12 protein-coding genes are annotated in these 17,015 nt (G+C 64.2%); 7 read left to right on the plus strand and 5 right to left on the minus strand.

What is annotated here, in order from left to right:
• From N5J29_RS18825 to N5J29_RS18840, 4 genes are all read left to right on the plus strand, one after another.
• Positions 1 to 190: hypothetical protein (locus N5J29_RS18825; RefSeq protein WP_279924536.1), on the plus strand; the 190-nt coding region annotated here is incomplete at its 5' end.
• A 1-nt stretch (position 191) separates the two neighbouring features.
• Positions 192 to 1,163: a DUF4123 domain-containing protein gene (locus N5J29_RS18830; protein WP_164153037.1), complete on the plus strand. Its 972-nt coding sequence runs from the start codon at positions 192 to 194 to the stop codon at positions 1,161 to 1,163.
• Complete coding sequence (locus tag N5J29_RS18835) at positions 1,150 to 4,515, plus strand: T6SS effector BTH_I2691 family protein (RefSeq protein WP_275576340.1); 3,366 nt, start codon at positions 1,150 to 1,152, stop codon at positions 4,513 to 4,515. The genes N5J29_RS18830 and N5J29_RS18835 overlap by 14 nt, the downstream gene beginning before the upstream one ends.
• Positions 4,512 to 5,435: a DUF6708 domain-containing protein gene (locus N5J29_RS18840; RefSeq protein WP_164153035.1), complete on the plus strand. Its 924-nt coding sequence runs from the start codon at positions 4,512 to 4,514 to the stop codon at positions 5,433 to 5,435. Before N5J29_RS18835 ends, N5J29_RS18840 begins: the two co-directional genes overlap by 4 nt.
• 122 nt (positions 5,436 to 5,557) lie before the next feature.
• On the opposite strand, the gene N5J29_RS18845 is transcribed toward N5J29_RS18840, so the two are convergent.
• Positions 5,558 to 6,778, minus strand: a complete 1,221-nt coding sequence (locus N5J29_RS18845; protein ID WP_164153034.1) for a multifunctional CCA addition/repair protein — start codon at positions 6,776 to 6,778, stop codon at positions 5,558 to 5,560.
• A 37-nt stretch (positions 6,779 to 6,815) separates the two neighbouring features.
• On the minus strand, positions 6,816 to 8,789 hold the full coding sequence (locus N5J29_RS18850) for a transglycosylase SLT domain-containing protein (RefSeq protein WP_164153033.1): 1,974 nt from the start codon (positions 8,787 to 8,789) through the stop codon (positions 6,816 to 6,818).
• A 163-nt stretch (positions 8,790 to 8,952) separates the two neighbouring features.
• On the opposite strand from N5J29_RS18850, the gene N5J29_RS18855 reads away from it, so the two are divergent.
• The gene (locus N5J29_RS18855; protein WP_164153032.1) at positions 8,953 to 9,360 is read left to right on the plus strand and encodes a biopolymer transporter ExbD; all 408 of its coding nucleotides are present in this window, start codon (positions 8,953 to 8,955) and stop codon (positions 9,358 to 9,360) included.
• 296 nt (positions 9,361 to 9,656) lie between these two features.
• A complete protein-coding gene (locus tag N5J29_RS18860) occupies positions 9,657 to 12,518 on the plus strand; it encodes a TonB-dependent receptor (protein WP_164153031.1) in 2,862 nt (953 codons plus the stop codon).
• Between the two features lie 103 nt (positions 12,519 to 12,621).
• Here N5J29_RS18860 and fhuE read toward each other — a convergent pair whose 3' ends face one another.
• From fhuE to N5J29_RS18875, 3 genes are all read right to left on the minus strand, one after another.
• On the minus strand, positions 12,622 to 14,781 hold the full coding sequence (gene fhuE, locus N5J29_RS18865; protein WP_164153030.1) for a ferric-rhodotorulic acid/ferric-coprogen receptor FhuE: 2,160 nt from the start codon (positions 14,779 to 14,781) through the stop codon (positions 12,622 to 12,624).
• Between the two features lie 199 nt (positions 14,782 to 14,980).
• Positions 14,981 to 15,550 (minus strand): M23 family metallopeptidase, encoded by a 570-nt coding sequence (locus N5J29_RS18870; RefSeq protein ID WP_164153029.1) that lies wholly within the window; start codon positions 15,548 to 15,550, stop codon positions 14,981 to 14,983.
• A gap of 37 nt (positions 15,551 to 15,587) precedes the next feature.
• Positions 15,588 to 16,061 (minus strand): Lrp/AsnC family transcriptional regulator, encoded by a 474-nt coding sequence (locus N5J29_RS18875; RefSeq protein ID WP_164153040.1) that lies wholly within the window; start codon positions 16,059 to 16,061, stop codon positions 15,588 to 15,590.
• Positions 16,062 to 16,133: 72 nt separating this feature from the next.
• On the opposite strand from N5J29_RS18875, the gene N5J29_RS18880 reads away from it, so the two are divergent.
• Positions 16,134 to 17,009 carry an EamA family transporter gene (locus tag N5J29_RS18880; protein ID WP_164153028.1) on the plus strand — a complete coding sequence of 292 codons (876 nt, stop codon included), beginning with the start codon at positions 16,134 to 16,136 and terminating at the stop codon, positions 17,007 to 17,009.
• Positions 17,010 to 17,015: the final 6 nt, after the last annotated feature.

The raw sequence follows: 17,015 nt of genomic DNA on the forward strand, positions 1-17,015 counted from the left end.
CGCCTACCTGCGGATCGAGGGCGACAACATCGAACTGGGCGCGCCGGGCAAGGTGGAATTCAAGGCGAGCCAGCGCGAATGGCTGGGGCCGGCGAGTGTGGTGGGGCAACTCCCCGTGCTTGCCGCAGATCTCAAAGCGTGCCCAACAAAGGACAGTCAGCTGGCAGCTGCCGGCGCTGCAACTATCTGAAATGAATCATCACTCGCTTGAATCGTTGATCCGGGATGTCGGTGAAAGATTGCATGGTCCGCACCAGCCGCGCTGGGCAGGCGCAATCATCGATCCATTGGTGCGCGACCCACTTGATGATGGGCTTGTCGCGGAGCTGGGAGCAACCAAACTCAGAATCAATGTGCCGCTTCGTGACAAAACGCCATCGCGCCTTCCGTACCTGCTTCTGCTGGAAGCAACCTCTGATGGCGTCGCGCTGCTGCACGCCACCTGCCTTGAGGCAATGGAAGAGCAGCGGAACCCCGATAGTGAGGCAGAGCACGGGTTCGCCATTGGGCCTTGGATCGGCTTCAACTCCGAGCCTGATGAGATCGCCAGACATTGGGCCACGATCTGTACGATTCGAGTTGCCGGGCAGGGACGCCGGTATCTTCGTCTTGCGGATCGACGGGTACTCAAGTGGCTCTGGCGCCGCCTGGACGCGGCCCAGCAGGCCTTCATCGCAGGACCCATGACGCAGATCCTGGTGTTGGGGCGAGATTCGAGCGTGGCTGAACTCCGCGTGTCAATGACACCACAGCGGGAGCGCACTGGGCTCCTATGGAAGTTCGATGGGAGCATGCTTGACGAGTGCGAGGCTGTGCAGAGCATGCTCAGAGGATGGCGGCGATTCGCACCAACCGTTCCGGCGAACTACCTCGATCTGGCCGAGTTCGCGCTATCCGAGGCGCAGGCCGCTGGCGCCCAAAGCCTGCATGATCGAGTGCTCCTCGGAGCGTACGCTTTGCAGGTAGACAATCACGTTCTCAGGTCGCCGGAGCTTCGGCAACTTGTTGCCACATCCCAGGCACAGGCCACGAATCTCGCTTTGGCCCTTGCTGCGATTCCCGATAGCAGGTGGGACGCCATGGCACTGTCTGTCCGACAAGGCGGATCCGGCGCTCGCTATCTGGAGGCCACTCAAGGAGGGAGCATTCATGGCTTCAGGTGATAGCAATCAATATTCGAGCAACGCCATCACCGCTGCCAGGAGAACCAAGACGTGCGGTGCTGGCGGTTGCGCGTCATGTGTCAAGTCTGGTCTGCCCGTGTTGCTTACCCGGCCGGGGCTGGCGGAAGCACGATACGCGGCCAGATCAGCCGTGCAGACACGTCAACTGATGGCCGGGCTTTCCGCGCCCGACCTGAAGTTCTCCGACTATGTCATGCGTGCGCTGAGGACAGGGTACGTCTACGTCTACTATCAGACTCCAGCAATGCATGCGCTGATTGGTGGAGAAGGTTGGGAGGCTTACGCTGTCGACGAGGCAGGCTATGTCAGCCCCATTCCATTGGAGAATCCACCTCTGCCAGAGGAAATGCCGCGCTTCAGTTGTGAGCGCGCGGCGGGCTATGCCGCCGCTATGCTGATCAACATCAAAGAGCCCTCCCGCGCTGGTGAGGTCTGGATAGGTTTCAGCGAAGTGCCGCTATCCGTGAAGGTAAGGCAGAACTACGCGGCAGACCCGGAGCTTCTGAACCAGCGTTTTACTCGCCTGAACGCGTCCACCGGTCAAAGCAGCCGTGCGCTGGTGCTCACGGATGGTGCGATACAGGGCGCAATTGCGGACTACGACGTCGAGCGCGGTCGCATGCTTGAAGGCCTGCGCGGAAATCCCCATCGCCCCGGGCAGGTAGCGCTGGACAAGAATGGCAAGGTCCCGGAGAAGCCCGCTTCGGAAGATGCGCAGACCGAAGAGCGACGCGAATCCGCCAAGGACATTGCCGCGGCGGCGGCTGCAATCGCGGGCGCATCCGGGGATCCAGCCGCCAGGCAGCCTCTGATCCTGGGTGTCAGCGACCCGGTCGGCATGGCCCACGAAGCCGCGCATCTGCGCCTGACACTGCCCAGCAAGGCTGTGACGTGGTTGATGGCGCAGAAGGACGGTGCGCGACGCCTGCAGACTGCAGTGACGCTGGTGGGGCTTCAGCAGATGCTGGTTGAGCAGGCCAGGGTGCGGGAGGCTGACTTCCGTGATCGCAATCCGCCTCCGATGTCTGCAATGGATCTTCGTGCGGAAATGATAACGAAGACAGAGTTCGAGGCCCGCCAGAAGGCAGGCATCGTTCCTTCGTCCGCCAGCTGGTCGCCGCTCGCCATTCCCATGAACGGCCCGTGGGGTAAAGGCGTCGCCTCAAGCGGACAGAACGGCTACGGGACTGTGCACGTAGCCGGCGGCGCTTTTGAGGCCGACGCGCTTGAGCTGATCGATAAGATCAAGAAGAAGGCGTCCGGCAAAACTCGCGACACCGTCACCGGAAAGTTACTGGGCTGGGAAGACTACCTGAAGGAGTTTGGTAGGTTCTCCGCTGAAGACAAGGCACTGCGCAAGCACATCCAGGGGGATCACCGCGATCTTCTGTCGTGGAATGGCCGCAAGCTGATCACCGGGTTCGATTTCGATGAGACGAGCCCCGAAGATGGCATCTATTACAGCCAGGTGGTCGCCAACCTATTGCACGGCGGGCCCATCGACGACGAGGCTGTGGAGTGGTACGCCGACTTCGTAAAGGATGATCCCAGCAACAAGGACAATCTGCTGGTCAGGGCCATGCTGGGCAATCAGAAAGATGCGTTTGAGCAGTTTTCCGGGTGGATCGTCGAAGAGGGCCAGAGAAACAAGGCCACTGAGGTGCTCAACAATCTGCTTGATCTGGCAGAGAAGCTGAGCGAGTCCAACCAGGGCGGGAAGGCGGCCGCGTTGGCCGTGAAGCACGTTGACACGCTGCGGATTCTTGCACGTGCGTATGCCAGCCCGCTGATCGCGATGGTGGGCGCCGTAGCGCTTGGCGCAGGGAAAGTGAAGAAGACGCTCTCCCCGCCTCTGTACGACCGTGTCATGGCCTTGTTGAGCAGCATGGTCAAGCGAGCAGCCCCGCAGATTACACATCTGATCGTTGATGCCCCTCTGCGGATGGCGGGGCGCGCGTGGCGCGAGGTCTCAAGGGCACTCACTGCGGCTGCGGCCGACACGCCGGCCGGCAAGCGCAATGGCGTGAAGAGCCTGGTGATTGGAAGCGGAAGCTCGCTCCAGCTTGCAGGTGCCGGTGAAGCGGCTGATACGCGAGTGAAGCTGCATCTGTGGACCAACCAGAGTGAAGAGCAACTGCGCGCGCTTCAGTCGACTGCCCAGCAGGGGCAATCTGTGGCAAGTGCGCGGCCGGCGCCAGGATCGACAGCGGGGACGGCTACCGCAGCGGCTCCCATTACCATGGGGTCCAGTGGTCTGATGAGCCTTGCTTCGGCCACACCCAAGGTGATTGCCGATGTGCCTACGGTGATGAGTGCCGGTGCCGGCATCATTCAGGCGATGGAAATTGCCAAAGCGTGGAAGAAGCTGGAGGTTGGCACGGCGAAGGAGCGCAGAGATGCCATCTTCAGCTTCTTCTCGGCAGGGTTAGGCGTGGTCTCGGCATTCCTCGATGTCGCGAAATCGTACGCGCAGAATGTTCTCAAGAAGGGGCTTGCCAAGCGTCTGGAGGCCACGGTTGCTCTGTTTGCGGCTATTGGTTCGTTCATTGATTCGGCTCAGGCGTTTGTTGCTGCTGCGGACGATTTGAAGAATGGGCGCGGTGGTGCTTTTGTTGCGCACTTGCTGCAAGGAGCATCGTCATTTGCTGGCGGGTTTGCTCTTGCTCTATACACAGCATCTGTGTTTGCTCAGGGTTCTGGCGCATCTACATCATGGCTTGGGTGGGGCATCGTCCTTGTGATTCTCGGTCTTGCGCTTGGCTTCGTTGCCTCGCTTCTAATGACGCTTCCTCTCGAGGATTGGGCGGCCAGGACTGTTTGGGGGAGTTGGATCTCGACCCGTTGGGTCACGCAGGAGGAAGAACTTGGAGAACTCAATAAAGTTCTTTTGGGTGTTGAGGTGGATGCGCAGTATAGAAGCGCGTTCAGCTGGAAGAATGTCGCATCTGTGGATGACGTGATCATCGGTGATGCAGTGAAACGCATGACCGCCCATGACTCCGGTGCGAGGTTCACTAGGGAGTTCTTGGTCACGCTTAAGCTTGTAGAGCAGATTCGGAAACGGCTGGGAATAAGTATTCTCGTGAGCGGTCAAGGGGCGGCAGGGATGGAGAGCATCGCCCGCTATTCCACCGATGAGTTGGGCAATGCCGGAGAGAACTGGGGCCAGGGCGTATCAGAAGGCAGGATGGATCATGCATCGGTTGAGGCATTGACAATATCCGGCCATGTCGAGAGTAGTCGATTCTCGGCTCTGGCGGTGGAGCTCACAATTCGAGACGCTCTTGATGGAGGGGACGTTATTGTCTATGAGAGGATGGTGGTTGAATGAATAGACCCAGAAAGCGGTATGGCGACGTTCTGGTTGAAGAGTGGGAGGGCGAGGAGCCCTTCTTTGATACGGATTTTGCAAAGAAGCGGACTAACGGCACCGGACAGGTTGGTGTGGCCCAACCCCGCCGGATCCTGAATTCCACTGGCGGCGATCGAGTTCACAGTGGCCCCTCATCGTCCGATGTTGTTCTGGCGGCCTATGAGAACGGCATCATGATTAGTGGGCTGAGAGGGTCCGCAAGTCTTTCATTACTTGCGTGGTTCGGATTTCTTCCAGCCCTGGGTCTCGTCGCGTCGTCAGTATTTGCTGCCTCTGTCTTGCTCAAGGGGGGCTGGGAGTTTCTGGTACAGGAGCCCGGCGTTGCGATTGGCGTTGCATTTGTGGCCTTGTTTCCTGCTCTATTTGGAATTAGTGGATTCAGTGTTCTGTTTCGTATTCTGGTGCTGATGCCATCGGATTTCCCGGTGATTTTTAACAGGAAAACGAAGGATGTCTGGGTGACAGTTCCTTCTATGCCGTCATTCATACGGATCTTTGAATTTCATCCGGTGAGGTTTGAACGGCACAGTTGGGAAAGTCTTCAGCCTCGGACATACAGGATCCTCGAGGTCACTGCTGGCATGAGTTCTGCTCGCTGGACATACATCCTGACGATGGCTTTCGGACGTGAAGACGACCCCACGAAGGTCGCCAGTGAGGTGAACATCGGCTTCAAGGGCTGGGGGGACGATTTCGAGTTGCTGCAGCTTTGGGAGCACATTCGCCAATACATGAACGATGCCGGCCCGGCTTTGGACCCGGGCGAGAAGTTCAAGACGTTCAGCACGGGCCGACTTCCCAAGTTCCCGGATGAGGCAATGGCGGCCTTAGGGCGAAAGCTGTCGGAGTCTGAGGCGTGGGCTGCTCCAAAGACTTGACGCAAGATCGGCTGCGTCGGCATTTGACCTGCCCCGGTTTGTAGTCTCGACAACCACGATCTGGCGTGTCGGCCATGAGCCTTCTCCCCTCAGACGGGAGAAGAGCCTAAAAGTGGCGGGGGTTACCGTGCCGCCGCAATCGCCTTCACCCGCGCCCTGGCCAATGCTTCACCAATCGCCGGGCCTTTCAGGTGCGTCGTATCCAGATCCCGTGCCTGTACCGAGAGCGCCGCCTGATGCAGGCGCTTGAGCGTTTCGCCCTGCGGGTAGTCACTGTCCTCGAATCCAAGCCGTCCGCGCTTGTCGGCCTCGCAGCACAGGGCGATGCGCGCGATGCGTTCGGGCCGCCGCAGCGCGTCGCAGCGACCCAGCAGTTCCAGCACGGTGGCATCGCGGAGCTCGTCGATGCGGTGCACGTTCAAGTGCTCACGGCAGACCGCTTCCGCCAGCTGCTGGTGTTCGGCCGGGACCTTCAAGCGGGCGCACAGCGCCTTCAGCGGCGTGATGCCGCGCTGCTCGTGCATGATGTGGCGCGGCCATTCCTCCGGCGGGGTGAGGCCCTTGCCGAGATCGTGGGTGAGCGCGGCGAAGCCGACCAAGTCATCGCCCGGGGCCAGTGCCGCTGCCATGTCACTGACCATCTCCTGGTGCAGGCCGGTGTCGATTTCCGGATGGAACTCGGCACGCTGCGGAACGCCATACAGCGCTTCCAGCTCGGGCAGGACCGGGCCCAGTGCGTGCGCCTCGTGCAGGGTGCGCAGGAACGCCGAAGGCCGTTCGCTTGCCAGCGCCCTTCGTAGTTCCTGCCAGACGCGCTCTGGTACCAGCGCGTCGAGCTCACCGCTGGCAGCGACCTCGCGCATCAGCGCCATGGTTTCGGGGGCAACGGTGAACCCCAGCGGGGCAAAGCGGGCCATGAAGCGGGCCGCGCGCAGCACGCGCAATGGATCTTCAACGAAGGCAGGACCGACGTGGCGCAGCACGCGCTGCTCGATGTCACGCACGCCGCCGTAAGGATCGACCAGCGCACCGCTGTCTTCGTCGCAGGCAATGGCATTGATGGTGAAGTCGCGGCGCTGCAGGTCCTCTTCCAGCGTGACCGCCGGATCGGCATCGACCACGAAACCGCGATAACCGCGGCCGGATTTGCGCTCGGTGCGGGCCAGGGCGTATTCCTCACCGGTCTGCGGATGCAGGAACACCGGGAAGTCCCGACCCACGGCGCTGAAGCCCTGCGCTTCCATCTGCGCGGGCGTGGCACCGACCACCACCCAGTCGCGGTCGCCGGCGGGACGCTGCAGCAGGCGGTCGCGCACGGCGCCGCCGACAAGATAGATCTTCATGGCGGGGATGATGGCATGCCCGGCGCGCAGAGCCGAATCAGTCGCCGCCCTGGCCCGCGTCCGCCGGACAGCTGAAGCTCTTGCGCTTGTCGACCAGGCGTCCCATCAGGCGGTCGCTCAGCGGCAGGGCGTCACCGTTGAGGCGCCAGTCGTAGATCACGCTGAAGGCCAGCACGCGCGCGACGTACTCGCGCGTTTCCTTGTAGCTGATCGTCTCGATCCACAGGTCGGGATCGAAACCGGGGCGCTGGCTCTGCCAGCGTGCCGTCGGCGTCGGACCGGCGTTGTAGGCGGCGATGGTCACATAGGGCAGGCCGTCGTACTTGTTCATCAGCTGGCGCAGGTAGGCGGTGCCGATGGCGATGTTGGTGTCGGGGTCGTAGAGGCTGTCGGCACCGCCGTAGCCGGTCAGGCCGATGGACTTCGCCACGGCGGCACCGGTGGCCGGCAGCACCTGCATCAGGCCCATCGCATTGGCAGGCGAGCGCGCGCGCGGAGTGAAGATGCTTTCGGCGCGGATTTCCGCAGCGACCCAGGCCGGGTCGATGGCATTGCGCGCCGATTCGCGGCGGATCGTGGCGTCATGGTGCAGGGGGAAGCGCAGGTCATACAGGCGCTGTTCCTGCGGCTGCTTGCCGAGGGAGAACACCGCGCGGTCGAACCAGCCGTTGTCCTGGGCCACCCGCACGGCCAGTCGGCGCTGGGTGTCATCGAAGCGCGACAGCGCGCTGTTCCATTCGGCCACGGCCCAGCCGGCGCGATCGATCTGGAACAACGCCACCGCGCGCTGGATGGCAGGATCACGAGCCACTGCGGCCTTGGCTTGTTCGCTGTCGTTGGGTTTCCAGGGGCACAGCGTGTAGCCCTGCTGCAGCTTGTCGGCCGCGAGGAAGCCGTGGAAGGTGGGCGTGCGCGCGGCCTCCCGGAACAGCGACTGTGCCTGCTGTGCCTGCCCGGTCTTCTCCAGCATGCGTCCTTCGTAATAGCGCCAGCGTGGATCGTTGCGCTGTTTCGGCCCCATCTTGCGGATTGCCGCCAGGGTCGCCGGCCAGTCGCCACGCGACATCGCTTCGCGCACGCGCCATTCATGCAGGCGCTCGTCGTAGGCGGCGTCGGGGACTGCATTGAGGCGCCGCGCGGAATCAGGCAGGTAGGAGGCAACCGTCCACAACGCGATCTGGTAACGCACCTGGGCCTGCTGCTCGGCACTCAGGCCCAGGGCCTGCGCGTACTGCGGCAGCTGCTGCTCGGTGGCATCCGGATCGGCCTTGGCCAGCTTGACCAGGCCATCGGTGGCGATGCGCCGGCTGCGATCATTGCGCGGCCAGTTCAGTGCGCTGGCATTGGGCTTGTCGACGAACGCAGCATAGGTGTTGGCCAGCGCCAGGTCGGCAGCGGGAAGCCCACGCGCGGCGCTGCGCATCACCGCCGGCTGCTGCGCGTCGGCGGCCGCGTCGATGCGCTCCCAGCGCAGTGCGTCGCTCAGGCCCCCCTGGGCCTGCAGCACGGCGAACACCGCATCGCAGCCGTCGGGCAGTGACTTGCCGTTCCGGCGCCACAGCTCCTGGGCGTCGCTGATCCATTGCGGATCCACGCCGCCGGTCACCTGACGCGCGGTCAACTGCGCACAGCGCAGGCCGAGATTGTCGGTAGGCGCCCAGTTGGCGAGCAGGGTGGGCCAGTCCTGCCGGCGTGCCACCGAAGGCAGCCACACGCTGCGGAAGGTGGTGGCCACGGCCTGGCCCTCGTAACGCTTGAGGAAGGCCTGCGCCTGCGCGGTGTCGACCGTGTCGATGTTGCGCCGCAGATTGGCGTACTCCAGCCAGCCATAGGCCGGATGGCGGCTGAGCGCGGCGGCCTGGCCGGGATCGAACTGGCCGCGTTCGGCAGCTGCGATGGCGGCTTTGAGCTGCGCGTTCTGGGCATCGAGGGACTGGGCACCGGCGCAGCCGATCAGCAGCAGGGAGGCCAGCGGGAGCAGGGACAGGGCGGTCGAAGAGCGTCGGGTCATGGCGCCAGCATAGCGGGCACTGGCTGAATTCAGTTTCGCATCGCGTGCACGCCAGACAAAGGCAACGGCGGCTGAATGCAGGTTCATGCAGCCTCTGCCGCAACGGCGGGATGCCAGCGTAACGTCAGAGCCGGGCGAACCGCCCGGCTGCAGGGAGCGGCACATGGCGTTCAGTAGCGCAGGAAGGAATGGCCCGCTGGCGGAGATCAATGTCACGCCATTGGTGGATGTGATGCTGGTGCTGTTGATCATCTTCATCGTGACCGCACCGATCGTGGCCCGGCCGATCGCAGTGCAGTTGCCGCAGGCGACCGATCGCGTGGTCGCCCGGCCGGACCCGCCGCCGCCGATCGAACTGCGTCTGGATGCAGCCAACCAGCTCAGCTGGAACGGCCAGCCTCTGGCCATTGCCGATCTGCAGTCGCGCCTGCAGGCGCAGGCGGGTAAGTACGCCGGCAACCTGCCGGAGCTGAGCATCGCGACCGATCCGGCGGCCGAGTACGAAGCGATGGCACGGATCCTGGCGGCGGCCGAGGCCACCGGCATGGAGCGCATTGCGTTCGTGCGCTGAGCAGCGGACGAGGGGCTGTCGATGCACAGCCCCTCCACCAAGAGTGCTTTGGAGCACTCCGCGGATGCCGGCACCTGCTGTCGCAACAGGCGCGTGGTCAGCGCGCCAAGGCTGGAACACGACACACAATCTGTCGCTATCTGATGCGATTGCCCGTCAATCGCGTCAAGCCCGCGTGAAAGGGTGTCGGTCATCACGCCGTGATTTTGACTACTTGTTTACAAAGGAGACGCTGCCGCCATGCAGGAGGGGCGTACGGCAGCCAATGTCCCGACATTCCTTTGGAGAGAGAGCGAATGAATCACCTGCACCACCGCCCCCTGGCGGTTGCCGTCGCCCTGTGCGTGACTGCCCTGGCACCGCTGGGCGCCGCCGCACAGTCCACCACCAACCTGGACGCGGTCGAGGTCACCGGTACCCGCATCAAGCGCGCTGAAGTGGAGGGCCAGGTTCCGATCCAGACCCTGACGCGCGGCGACATCGAGCGCACCGGCCTGAGTTCGATCGGCGAAGTGCTGCAGCAGCTCACCGGCTCCGGTTCGGCGCTCAATGCCAAGTTCAATTCGTCCGGCAACTTCGGCTTCCCCCCGGATGGCAGCGGCGTCGGTGCGGGTTCGGCGCAGGTCGATCTGCGCCACCTGGGGGCCAAGCGCGTGCTGGTGCTGGTCGATGGCATCCGCTGGGTCAATGAGTCTTCGGCGTCGGGTGTCGGCGCCGCGACCGATCTCAATACCATTCCGCTGGCCATCGTCGAGCGCATCGAAGTGCTGGAAGACGGCGCGTCGTCGCTGTACGGCTCCGATGCCATCGCCGGCGTGGTCAACATCATCACCCGCCGTGATTTCGATGGCGGCCAGGTGACCCTGAACTACGGCGAATACAGCAAGGGCGACGGCACGCAGAAGGGCGTGGACCTGGCCTGGGGCAAGAGCGGTGATCGCTTCAGTCTGTTCCTCGGCGCCAGCTGGACCAAGCAGGATCCGGTGTATGCGAAGGACCGTGAACAGTCGCGCTTCCCGATTCCCGGTACCGGCCTGGCCTTCGGCAGCGGTGCCATTCCGCAGGGCCGCTTCGCCTTCGTCGACCCCAACACGGGCGCGCAGCAGAACATCGTGCCCAACACCGGCGTGAGCAATCCACGCTATGACGGCAGTGCCGGCTGCAACCGCACTGACGACTACCACTGCTTCACCAGCGCTGACCGTTTCAACTTCGCCGAGTACAACATGGTGCTGACGCCGTCGGAGCGGAAGGGCCTCTTCGGTCAGTTCCGCTTTGACATCACCGACAACGTGCAGTGGTACGTCAAGGCACTGGGCAACCGTCGCGAGTCGACCAACCAGGCTGGCCCCGAGCCGCTGTTCTTCGGCCCCGATGGCGCCACCGGCAATCCGCTGGCCGACAACATCACCATCTCGGCGCTCAATCCCTACAACCCGTTCGGCTTCGACCTGGTGTCGTCCGGCAACATGAGCCTGGTCGGCCGCCGCCCGGTGGAAGGCGGCGCGCGCGTGTTCGAGCAGGAGGTCAACACCACGTACTTCGCCACCGGCCTGGTCGGCAACTTCCAGGCGGCCGACCGCTTCTGGTTCTGGGACGTCAACGGCATGTACAGCAAGAACAAGGCCGAACAGACCAACTACGGCAGCTACAACATCTACAACGTCAACCTGGCGCTGGGCGATCCTGCCGCATGTGCGGCGACGCCGGGCTGCGTGCCGCTGAACATCTTCGGCGGTGCCGGTTCCATCACCCCGGACATGCTGCGCTGGATCCAGCCGGTGGTACGCGACCGCAGCCAGAACGAGCTGAGTCTGTTCACCGCCAATCTGTCCAGCGATCTGTTCAACCTGCCGGCCGGCCCGCTGTCCTTCGCCACCGGTTACGAGTACCGCAAGTACGAAGGCTGGTACCAGCCCGACCCGTTGACGGTGATCGGTCACTACAACGGCGTGCCGTCGCAGCCGACCTCCGGCTCGTACGACGTCAATGAAGCCTACCTGGAACTGAGCGTGCCGATCTTCGCCGATTCGGCACTGGGCAAGAAGCTCGACCTGAGTCTGGCAGGCCGCTACTCGGATTACTCCACCTTCGGTGGTGAGTTCACGCCCAAGTACGGCCTGCGCTGGCAGGTGACCGATGACTTCGTGCTGCGCACCACCTATGCCGAAGGCTTCCGCGCGCCGTCGATCGGCGAACTGTACGGATCGGCCGCGCGCGCGGACCTGCAGCTGTTCGATCCGTGCTCGATCGGCCTGGGCGGCACGCCGCCGCGTGGCAGCGCCGCCAACTGTGCCGCGCTGGGCGTGCCGGCCGGCTTCCAGCAGGCCAACTCGCAGATCTCGGTGACCACCGGCGGCAACCGCGAGCTGGAACCGGAGCGTTCACGCAGCTTCAGTGCCGGATTCGTCTGGAGCCCGTGGTTCGGCAACAACACCTCCTGGTCGGAGCGCTTCGACGTGGAAGTGACGTTCTACCGCCACAACATCGATGGCGCGATCCAGGCGATCAACGCGCAGACCCAGCTGGACCTGTGTGTGGATACGCTGGATCCGGTGTACTGCGATGGCATCACCCGTGCCAGCACCGGCGCGGTCAGCAGCTTCAACAACCGACTGACCAACCTGGGCTCGATCAAGACCGATGGCTGGGACGTGGACCTGTTCTGGACCCTGCCGCAGACCTCGATCGGCCAGTTCAAGCTGGGCTGGAAGAACACCTTCGTCGGTCGTTACGAGGCCACCGGTGCGGCCGGCCAGCGGCAGCCACAGAAGCCGGGCGTGGAAGTGGCCGACAGCTCGATTCCGGAATGGACCAGCAACGCCAGCATCGGCTGGACACTGGACAACTGGAGCGCGAACTGGACGGTGCGGCACATCTCCGAGTTGACCGAAGACTGTGGCGACGCCGTGGCGTTCCCGGTGTGCAGCAACCAGGTGGCGGGCACCAACACGCTCTCGGCGACCACCTTCCATGATCTGCAGGTGGGTTACAGGATCGACTGGATGAAGGGACTGCAGCTGACCGCTGGCCTGAACAACGTGTTCGACAAGGATCCGCCGATCTGCCTGTCGTGCTCGCTGAACGGCTATGACGCGTCGACCTATGACATTCCGCGTGGCCGCTACTGGTACATGCGCGCGGACCTGCGGTTCTGATGTGATGAGGGGCAGCGCCGGACACTCCGGCGCTGCCTTGCGGGTGTAGCGCCGAGCCCATGCTCGGCGCTACAGGAGCGGGGCGGTTGCGCCCTGCAGCTGATCAGAACGACCAGGTGAACGTCAGCGAGCCGTTGCGGCCATCGCCGTACGCACCGTAGCCGTTGATCTGCGAGAGGTACTGCTTGTCCAGCAGGTTGTTGAGGTTGGCCTGCACGCTGAACTCCGGCGAGATGCGGTAGCGCACGAAGGCGCTGACCAGGGCATAGCCGTTCTGCTCGATGCGGCCGTAGGCCGGCACCGCATAGTAGATGCGGTTCTGCCAGTTCGCCCCACCGCCGACCGTCAGTGCCTGCAGCGACTGCGGCGTGTAGCTGGTGAACAGCTTCAGCGCAGTCTGCGGCAGGTTGGTGTTGATGTCGGCATCGTTGGCATCCTTGGCCACGTAACGCGAGGCACCGAAGGTCGCGTTCCAGCCCGGGGCCAGCTCGCCGTTCAGTTCGAATTCGAAGCCGCGGCTGACCGTGCCGCGCGCGGCGCGGTAGGCGAATTCGTTCTGGCTGCCCTGCACCGGCTCACCGGTGGCCTGGCCGACGTTGTCCTGCTCGATGCGGAACACCGCCAGCGAAGCATTGAGGCGGTTGTCGAACCACGCGCCCTTGACGCCCACTTCGTAGCTCTTGCCATCGACCGGATCGAGGTAGCTGCCGTTGCGGTCCTTCAGTGTCTGCGGCTGGAAGATCTCGGTATAGGCGGCGTAGGTGGAGAAGGTATCGTTGATGTCCAATACCAGGCCGGCATAGGGCGTGGTGACCTTGTGCGAGCGGTCCGCACCTTCGCCTTCACTCTTCCAGTCGGTGTAGCGTGCGCCGACGATGAGCTTCAGCGGGTCGGCCAGCGACAGGCGCGTGGCCATGTAACCGGCCTTCTGGGTGATGGTGCCTTCGCTGGCCAGCGCCAGCGGGTTCCAGTTCGGCTCGGAGATGTCGCCGGTCCAGCCAAGGTAGCTGGTGAACGGGTCCCAGCTCTGGCCGGGGCCGCCAATCTGGTAGTCGCCGTAGTTGGCGTACTCGCGCTTGTTGTAGCTCAGGCCGGCCATGAACTGGTGCTCGCGGCCGAACAGCCGGAACGGGCCGTCGATATAGCCATCGACCGCGTTGACCTTGCGCTCGGTGTTGTAGAAGCCGGCCGACGGCGAAATGCCGGTGCCGGTGCTCCTGTCGAAGAACGAGGCACCACTGGTCCAGTCGTTGTAGGCCGGGTAGAACAGCTTGTCGTCGGCCTTGGTCTCATCGTGGGTCGCACCGACCTTGAACTTCCAGCCATTACTGAAGGCGTGCTGCAGGGTGGCGAACGCACGCTTGCTGGTGGTGTCCCAGTAGGTCCAGTTCGGACTGGCGTTGAACGATTCGTCGTAGCCGGTGGCCGAGCCGTCGGAGAACAGCATCGGGAAGCCGCCCCAGGTCGCACCATTGGCGCGCTTCTGCTGGTAGTCGTAGCCCACGCTCAACTGCGTGTCCGGAGTCAGGTCGGCGTCGATCACCGCGTAGCCCAGCGTCTTGTGCTGGTTGTAGCGGTCCATCTGCGCGTCGGTGTCGAGGTAGCTGCCGATCACCCGGCCACGCACGGTGCCGCTGGCGTTCAGCGCGCTGCCCACGTCCACGGTGGTACGGGTACGGCCCCAGCTGCCGACGTTCACCGATACGCTGCCGGCCAGCTCGGCGCTGTCGGCATGCTTGCGGATCAGGTTCACCGAGGCGGACGGGTTGCCTGCGCCACTGAGCAGGCCGGTGGCGCCGCGCACCACCTCCACGCGGTCATACAGGGCGAGGTCCAGGCCGGAATCGCCGTAGCTCCAGTTCTGCACCATCTGCGTGGGCAGGCCATCGAACTGGTAACTGTCGATGTAGAAGCCGCGCGCATAGAACTCGGTGCGCTCGCTGTCCGATTGCGTGCTGGTCACACCGGTAGTGTTGGCCAGCACGTCGATGATGTCGTCCAGGTTCTGATCTTCGATGCGCTGATGGCTGATGATGCTGACCGACTGCGGAATCTCGCGCGGCGTCAGGTCGAAGCGGGTACCGGCCGAGGTGCGGCGCACCGAGTAGCCCTCCGCGCGCTCGCCCTTGACCACCACCTTGTCGAGGGTGGTCGCATCGGTGGCAGTTTCTGCGAAGGCGGTCGGGGCGATGGCGCAGAGTGCGGCGAGCACGGCAACGGACAGCCGCTGAGGCTGCGGGATACGGAATGCAGGACGGTTCATGGGATTCCTGGACGAGCATGCGCGTTCGGCCGACATCCAGGAGGCGAGGCGCTAAGGGTAGGGGAAAGGCGGGCGCGCCTTCCTGGCGACGCTGCAATCGAAAGGAATGTTAATACGAACTATTCCTATTTACAAATCATGAACAGGGGCGCGCGGGCAGGATCGTCCGGCTGCTGTGGGACGACCGCCGTCCGGCGGCTTAGCGGCGCAGCAGTGGCAGAGGATCCCGTGCGCCGTCTGCGCCGTAGATGCCCCAGTGCAGGTGCGGCGGAGTGCCCTTGGCGTTGCCGCTGTCGCCGACGTGGCCGAGCAGATCGCCCGCGGTTACGACCTGGCCGCGGGCGAGGCCTGCGGCCCAGCTCTCCAGATGGGCGTAGTAGTAGCGCTCGCGGCCGGGGCCGATCACCCAGACCTGACGGCCGCCCAGGCCGCCTTCCCGCACCTCGGCAACCACGCCCGGGGTCGCGCTGCGGACCGGGGTACCCCGCGCGGCGAAGATGTCGATGCCGGCATGGCTGCGGTCGCGCCCTCGCGGCGCGCCGAAGGTATCGGCGATCTGGCCCGGCCGCACGCCGTCCACCGGTACCGGCAGCTCGGTGGCCGGTGGCATCCGGGCCAATGACCACAGCATCTTCGGCGCTTCGGCCCAGCGGCTGTTCCAGACGGACAGGGCGGCAACGACGGTGACGACCAGCAGGAACGCACGCAGCAGCCAACGGCGCAGCAGGCGGGCGGAAGACGTGGAGGGTGTGCGGGGCGAAGGATTCATGCCGCGCCAGTATGGCGCGGTGGGTGTCGAGGCCGGTTCATTGCAGGGGGACTTCGAAACTGCGCTTCAGCGTGGACAGTGCCACCGCGGTGCGGAATCGTTCGATGTTGTCGTCGCCACCGAACAGCCGCTCGCTGATGGCGTCGTATTCCTCCATCGAGGTGGCCGAAAGCACCAGCAGGAAATCGCCGTCACCGGTGATGGCATAGCACTGCTGCACCGCCGGGTCGTCCTGCACGCGCTGCTTGAACGGCGCCACGCGATCACGCTGCTCGCTGACCATGCGCACCTCGACGATGAGGGTCAGCGGTCGGCCGATCCGCGCCGCCGCCACCACGGCCACATTGGCCGCGATCACACCGCTGTCCTGCAGACGCTTGATCCGCCGCTGCACGGCCGGCGTGGACAGGTGTACGGCTTCGGCGATCTCCCGCTGTGGCAGCGTGTTGTCCCGCTGCAGCAGGGCGAGGATGGCGCGGTCGAAGCTGTCCAGCACGGGGGCAGTGGCCATGGTGAGCAGAAGTTGCATGGACGGGCCGGTAATTGAGCCAAGTGCTCGCCGTCGACGCAATAGACTGGACGCATGCAGACTTCACGATTCGCGCCGATGTTGCCGGCGCTGGCGGTGCTCGGCTCGGTAACGGCGCTGTCCGTTGGCACGTCCTATGCAAAGCATCTGTTCCCGCTGATCGGCGCGCAGGGCACCAGCGCGCTGCGCGTGGGCTTCTCCGCACTGTTGCTGCTGCTGTTCTGGCGACCCTGGCGCTGGAAGACCCGCCGCGCGGATGCGATCACCATCCTGCGCTACGGGCTCACGCTGGGCCTGATGAACCTGCTGTTCTACATGGCCATCCGCACGATCCCGTTCGGCATCGCGGTGGCCATCGAGTTCACCGGGCCGTTGACCGTGGCGATGCTGTCGTCACGGCGCCCGATCGATTTCCTGTGGATGGGATGCGCAGTGGTCGGCCTGCTCCTGCTGCTACCACTGGGCGGTGCGGCGGCACTGGACCCGGTGGGCGTGCTGTATGCACTGGGTGCGGCGGCGTGCTGGGGCCTGTACATCGTGTTCGGCAAGCGCGCCGGCCACCTGCATGCCGGCCATTCGGTGTCGCTGGGCCTGCTGGCGGCGTCGCTGGTGGTGGTGCCGGTCGGGGTGATCCATGCCGGCGCGGCCCTGCTCGATCCGAAGATCCTGCTGGCGGGCCTGCTGGTGGCACTGGTGTCCAGTGCGATTCCGATGTCGCTGGAGATGATGGCGCTCAAGCGCCTGCCGAAGGAAACCTTCGGCATCCTGATCAGCATGGAGCCGGCGGTGGCCGCGCTGTGGGCGATGCTGTTGCTGCACGAACACCTGCATGGATTGCAGTGGCTGGCGATCGGCTGCACCGTGGTGGCTTCGGTGGGGAGCACGATGACGGCGCGGCGGTCGAAGGCGCCGGCGATGCAGGCGGGGTAGCGCCGG

Origin of the sequence: Stenotrophomonas sp. GD03680, from assembly GCF_029844625.1 — a bacterium.
Lineage (GTDB): Bacteria > Pseudomonadota > Gammaproteobacteria > Xanthomonadales > Xanthomonadaceae > Stenotrophomonas > Stenotrophomonas maltophilia_P.

Excerpts from the sequence above, each read along its gene's own strand:
- N5J29_RS18830 (WP_164153037.1), top strand. The coding sequence starts at position 192 with ATGAATCATCACTCGCTTGAATCGTTGATCCGGGATGTCGGTGAAAGA.
- N5J29_RS18835 (WP_275576340.1), top strand. The coding sequence starts at position 1,150 with ATGGCTTCAGGTGATAGCAATCAATATTCGAGCAACGCCATCACCGCT.
- N5J29_RS18840 (WP_164153035.1), top strand. The coding sequence starts at position 4,512 with ATGAATAGACCCAGAAAGCGGTATGGCGACGTTCTGGTTGAAGAGTGG.
- N5J29_RS18845 (WP_164153034.1), bottom strand. The coding sequence starts at position 6,778 with ATGAAGATCTATCTTGTCGGCGGCGCCGTGCGCGACCGCCTGCTGCAG.
- N5J29_RS18850 (WP_164153033.1), bottom strand. The coding sequence starts at position 8,789 with ATGACCCGACGCTCTTCGACCGCCCTGTCCCTGCTCCCGCTGGCCTCC.
- N5J29_RS18855 (WP_164153032.1), top strand. The coding sequence starts at position 8,953 with ATGGCGTTCAGTAGCGCAGGAAGGAATGGCCCGCTGGCGGAGATCAAT.
- N5J29_RS18860 (WP_164153031.1), top strand. The coding sequence starts at position 9,657 with ATGAATCACCTGCACCACCGCCCCCTGGCGGTTGCCGTCGCCCTGTGC.
- fhuE (WP_164153030.1), bottom strand. The coding sequence starts at position 14,781 with ATGAACCGTCCTGCATTCCGTATCCCGCAGCCTCAGCGGCTGTCCGTT.
- N5J29_RS18870 (WP_164153029.1), bottom strand. The coding sequence starts at position 15,550 with ATGAATCCTTCGCCCCGCACACCCTCCACGTCTTCCGCCCGCCTGCTG.
- N5J29_RS18875 (WP_164153040.1), bottom strand. The coding sequence starts at position 16,061 with ATGGCCACTGCCCCCGTGCTGGACAGCTTCGACCGCGCCATCCTCGCC.
- N5J29_RS18880 (WP_164153028.1), top strand. The coding sequence starts at position 16,134 with ATGCAGACTTCACGATTCGCGCCGATGTTGCCGGCGCTGGCGGTGCTC.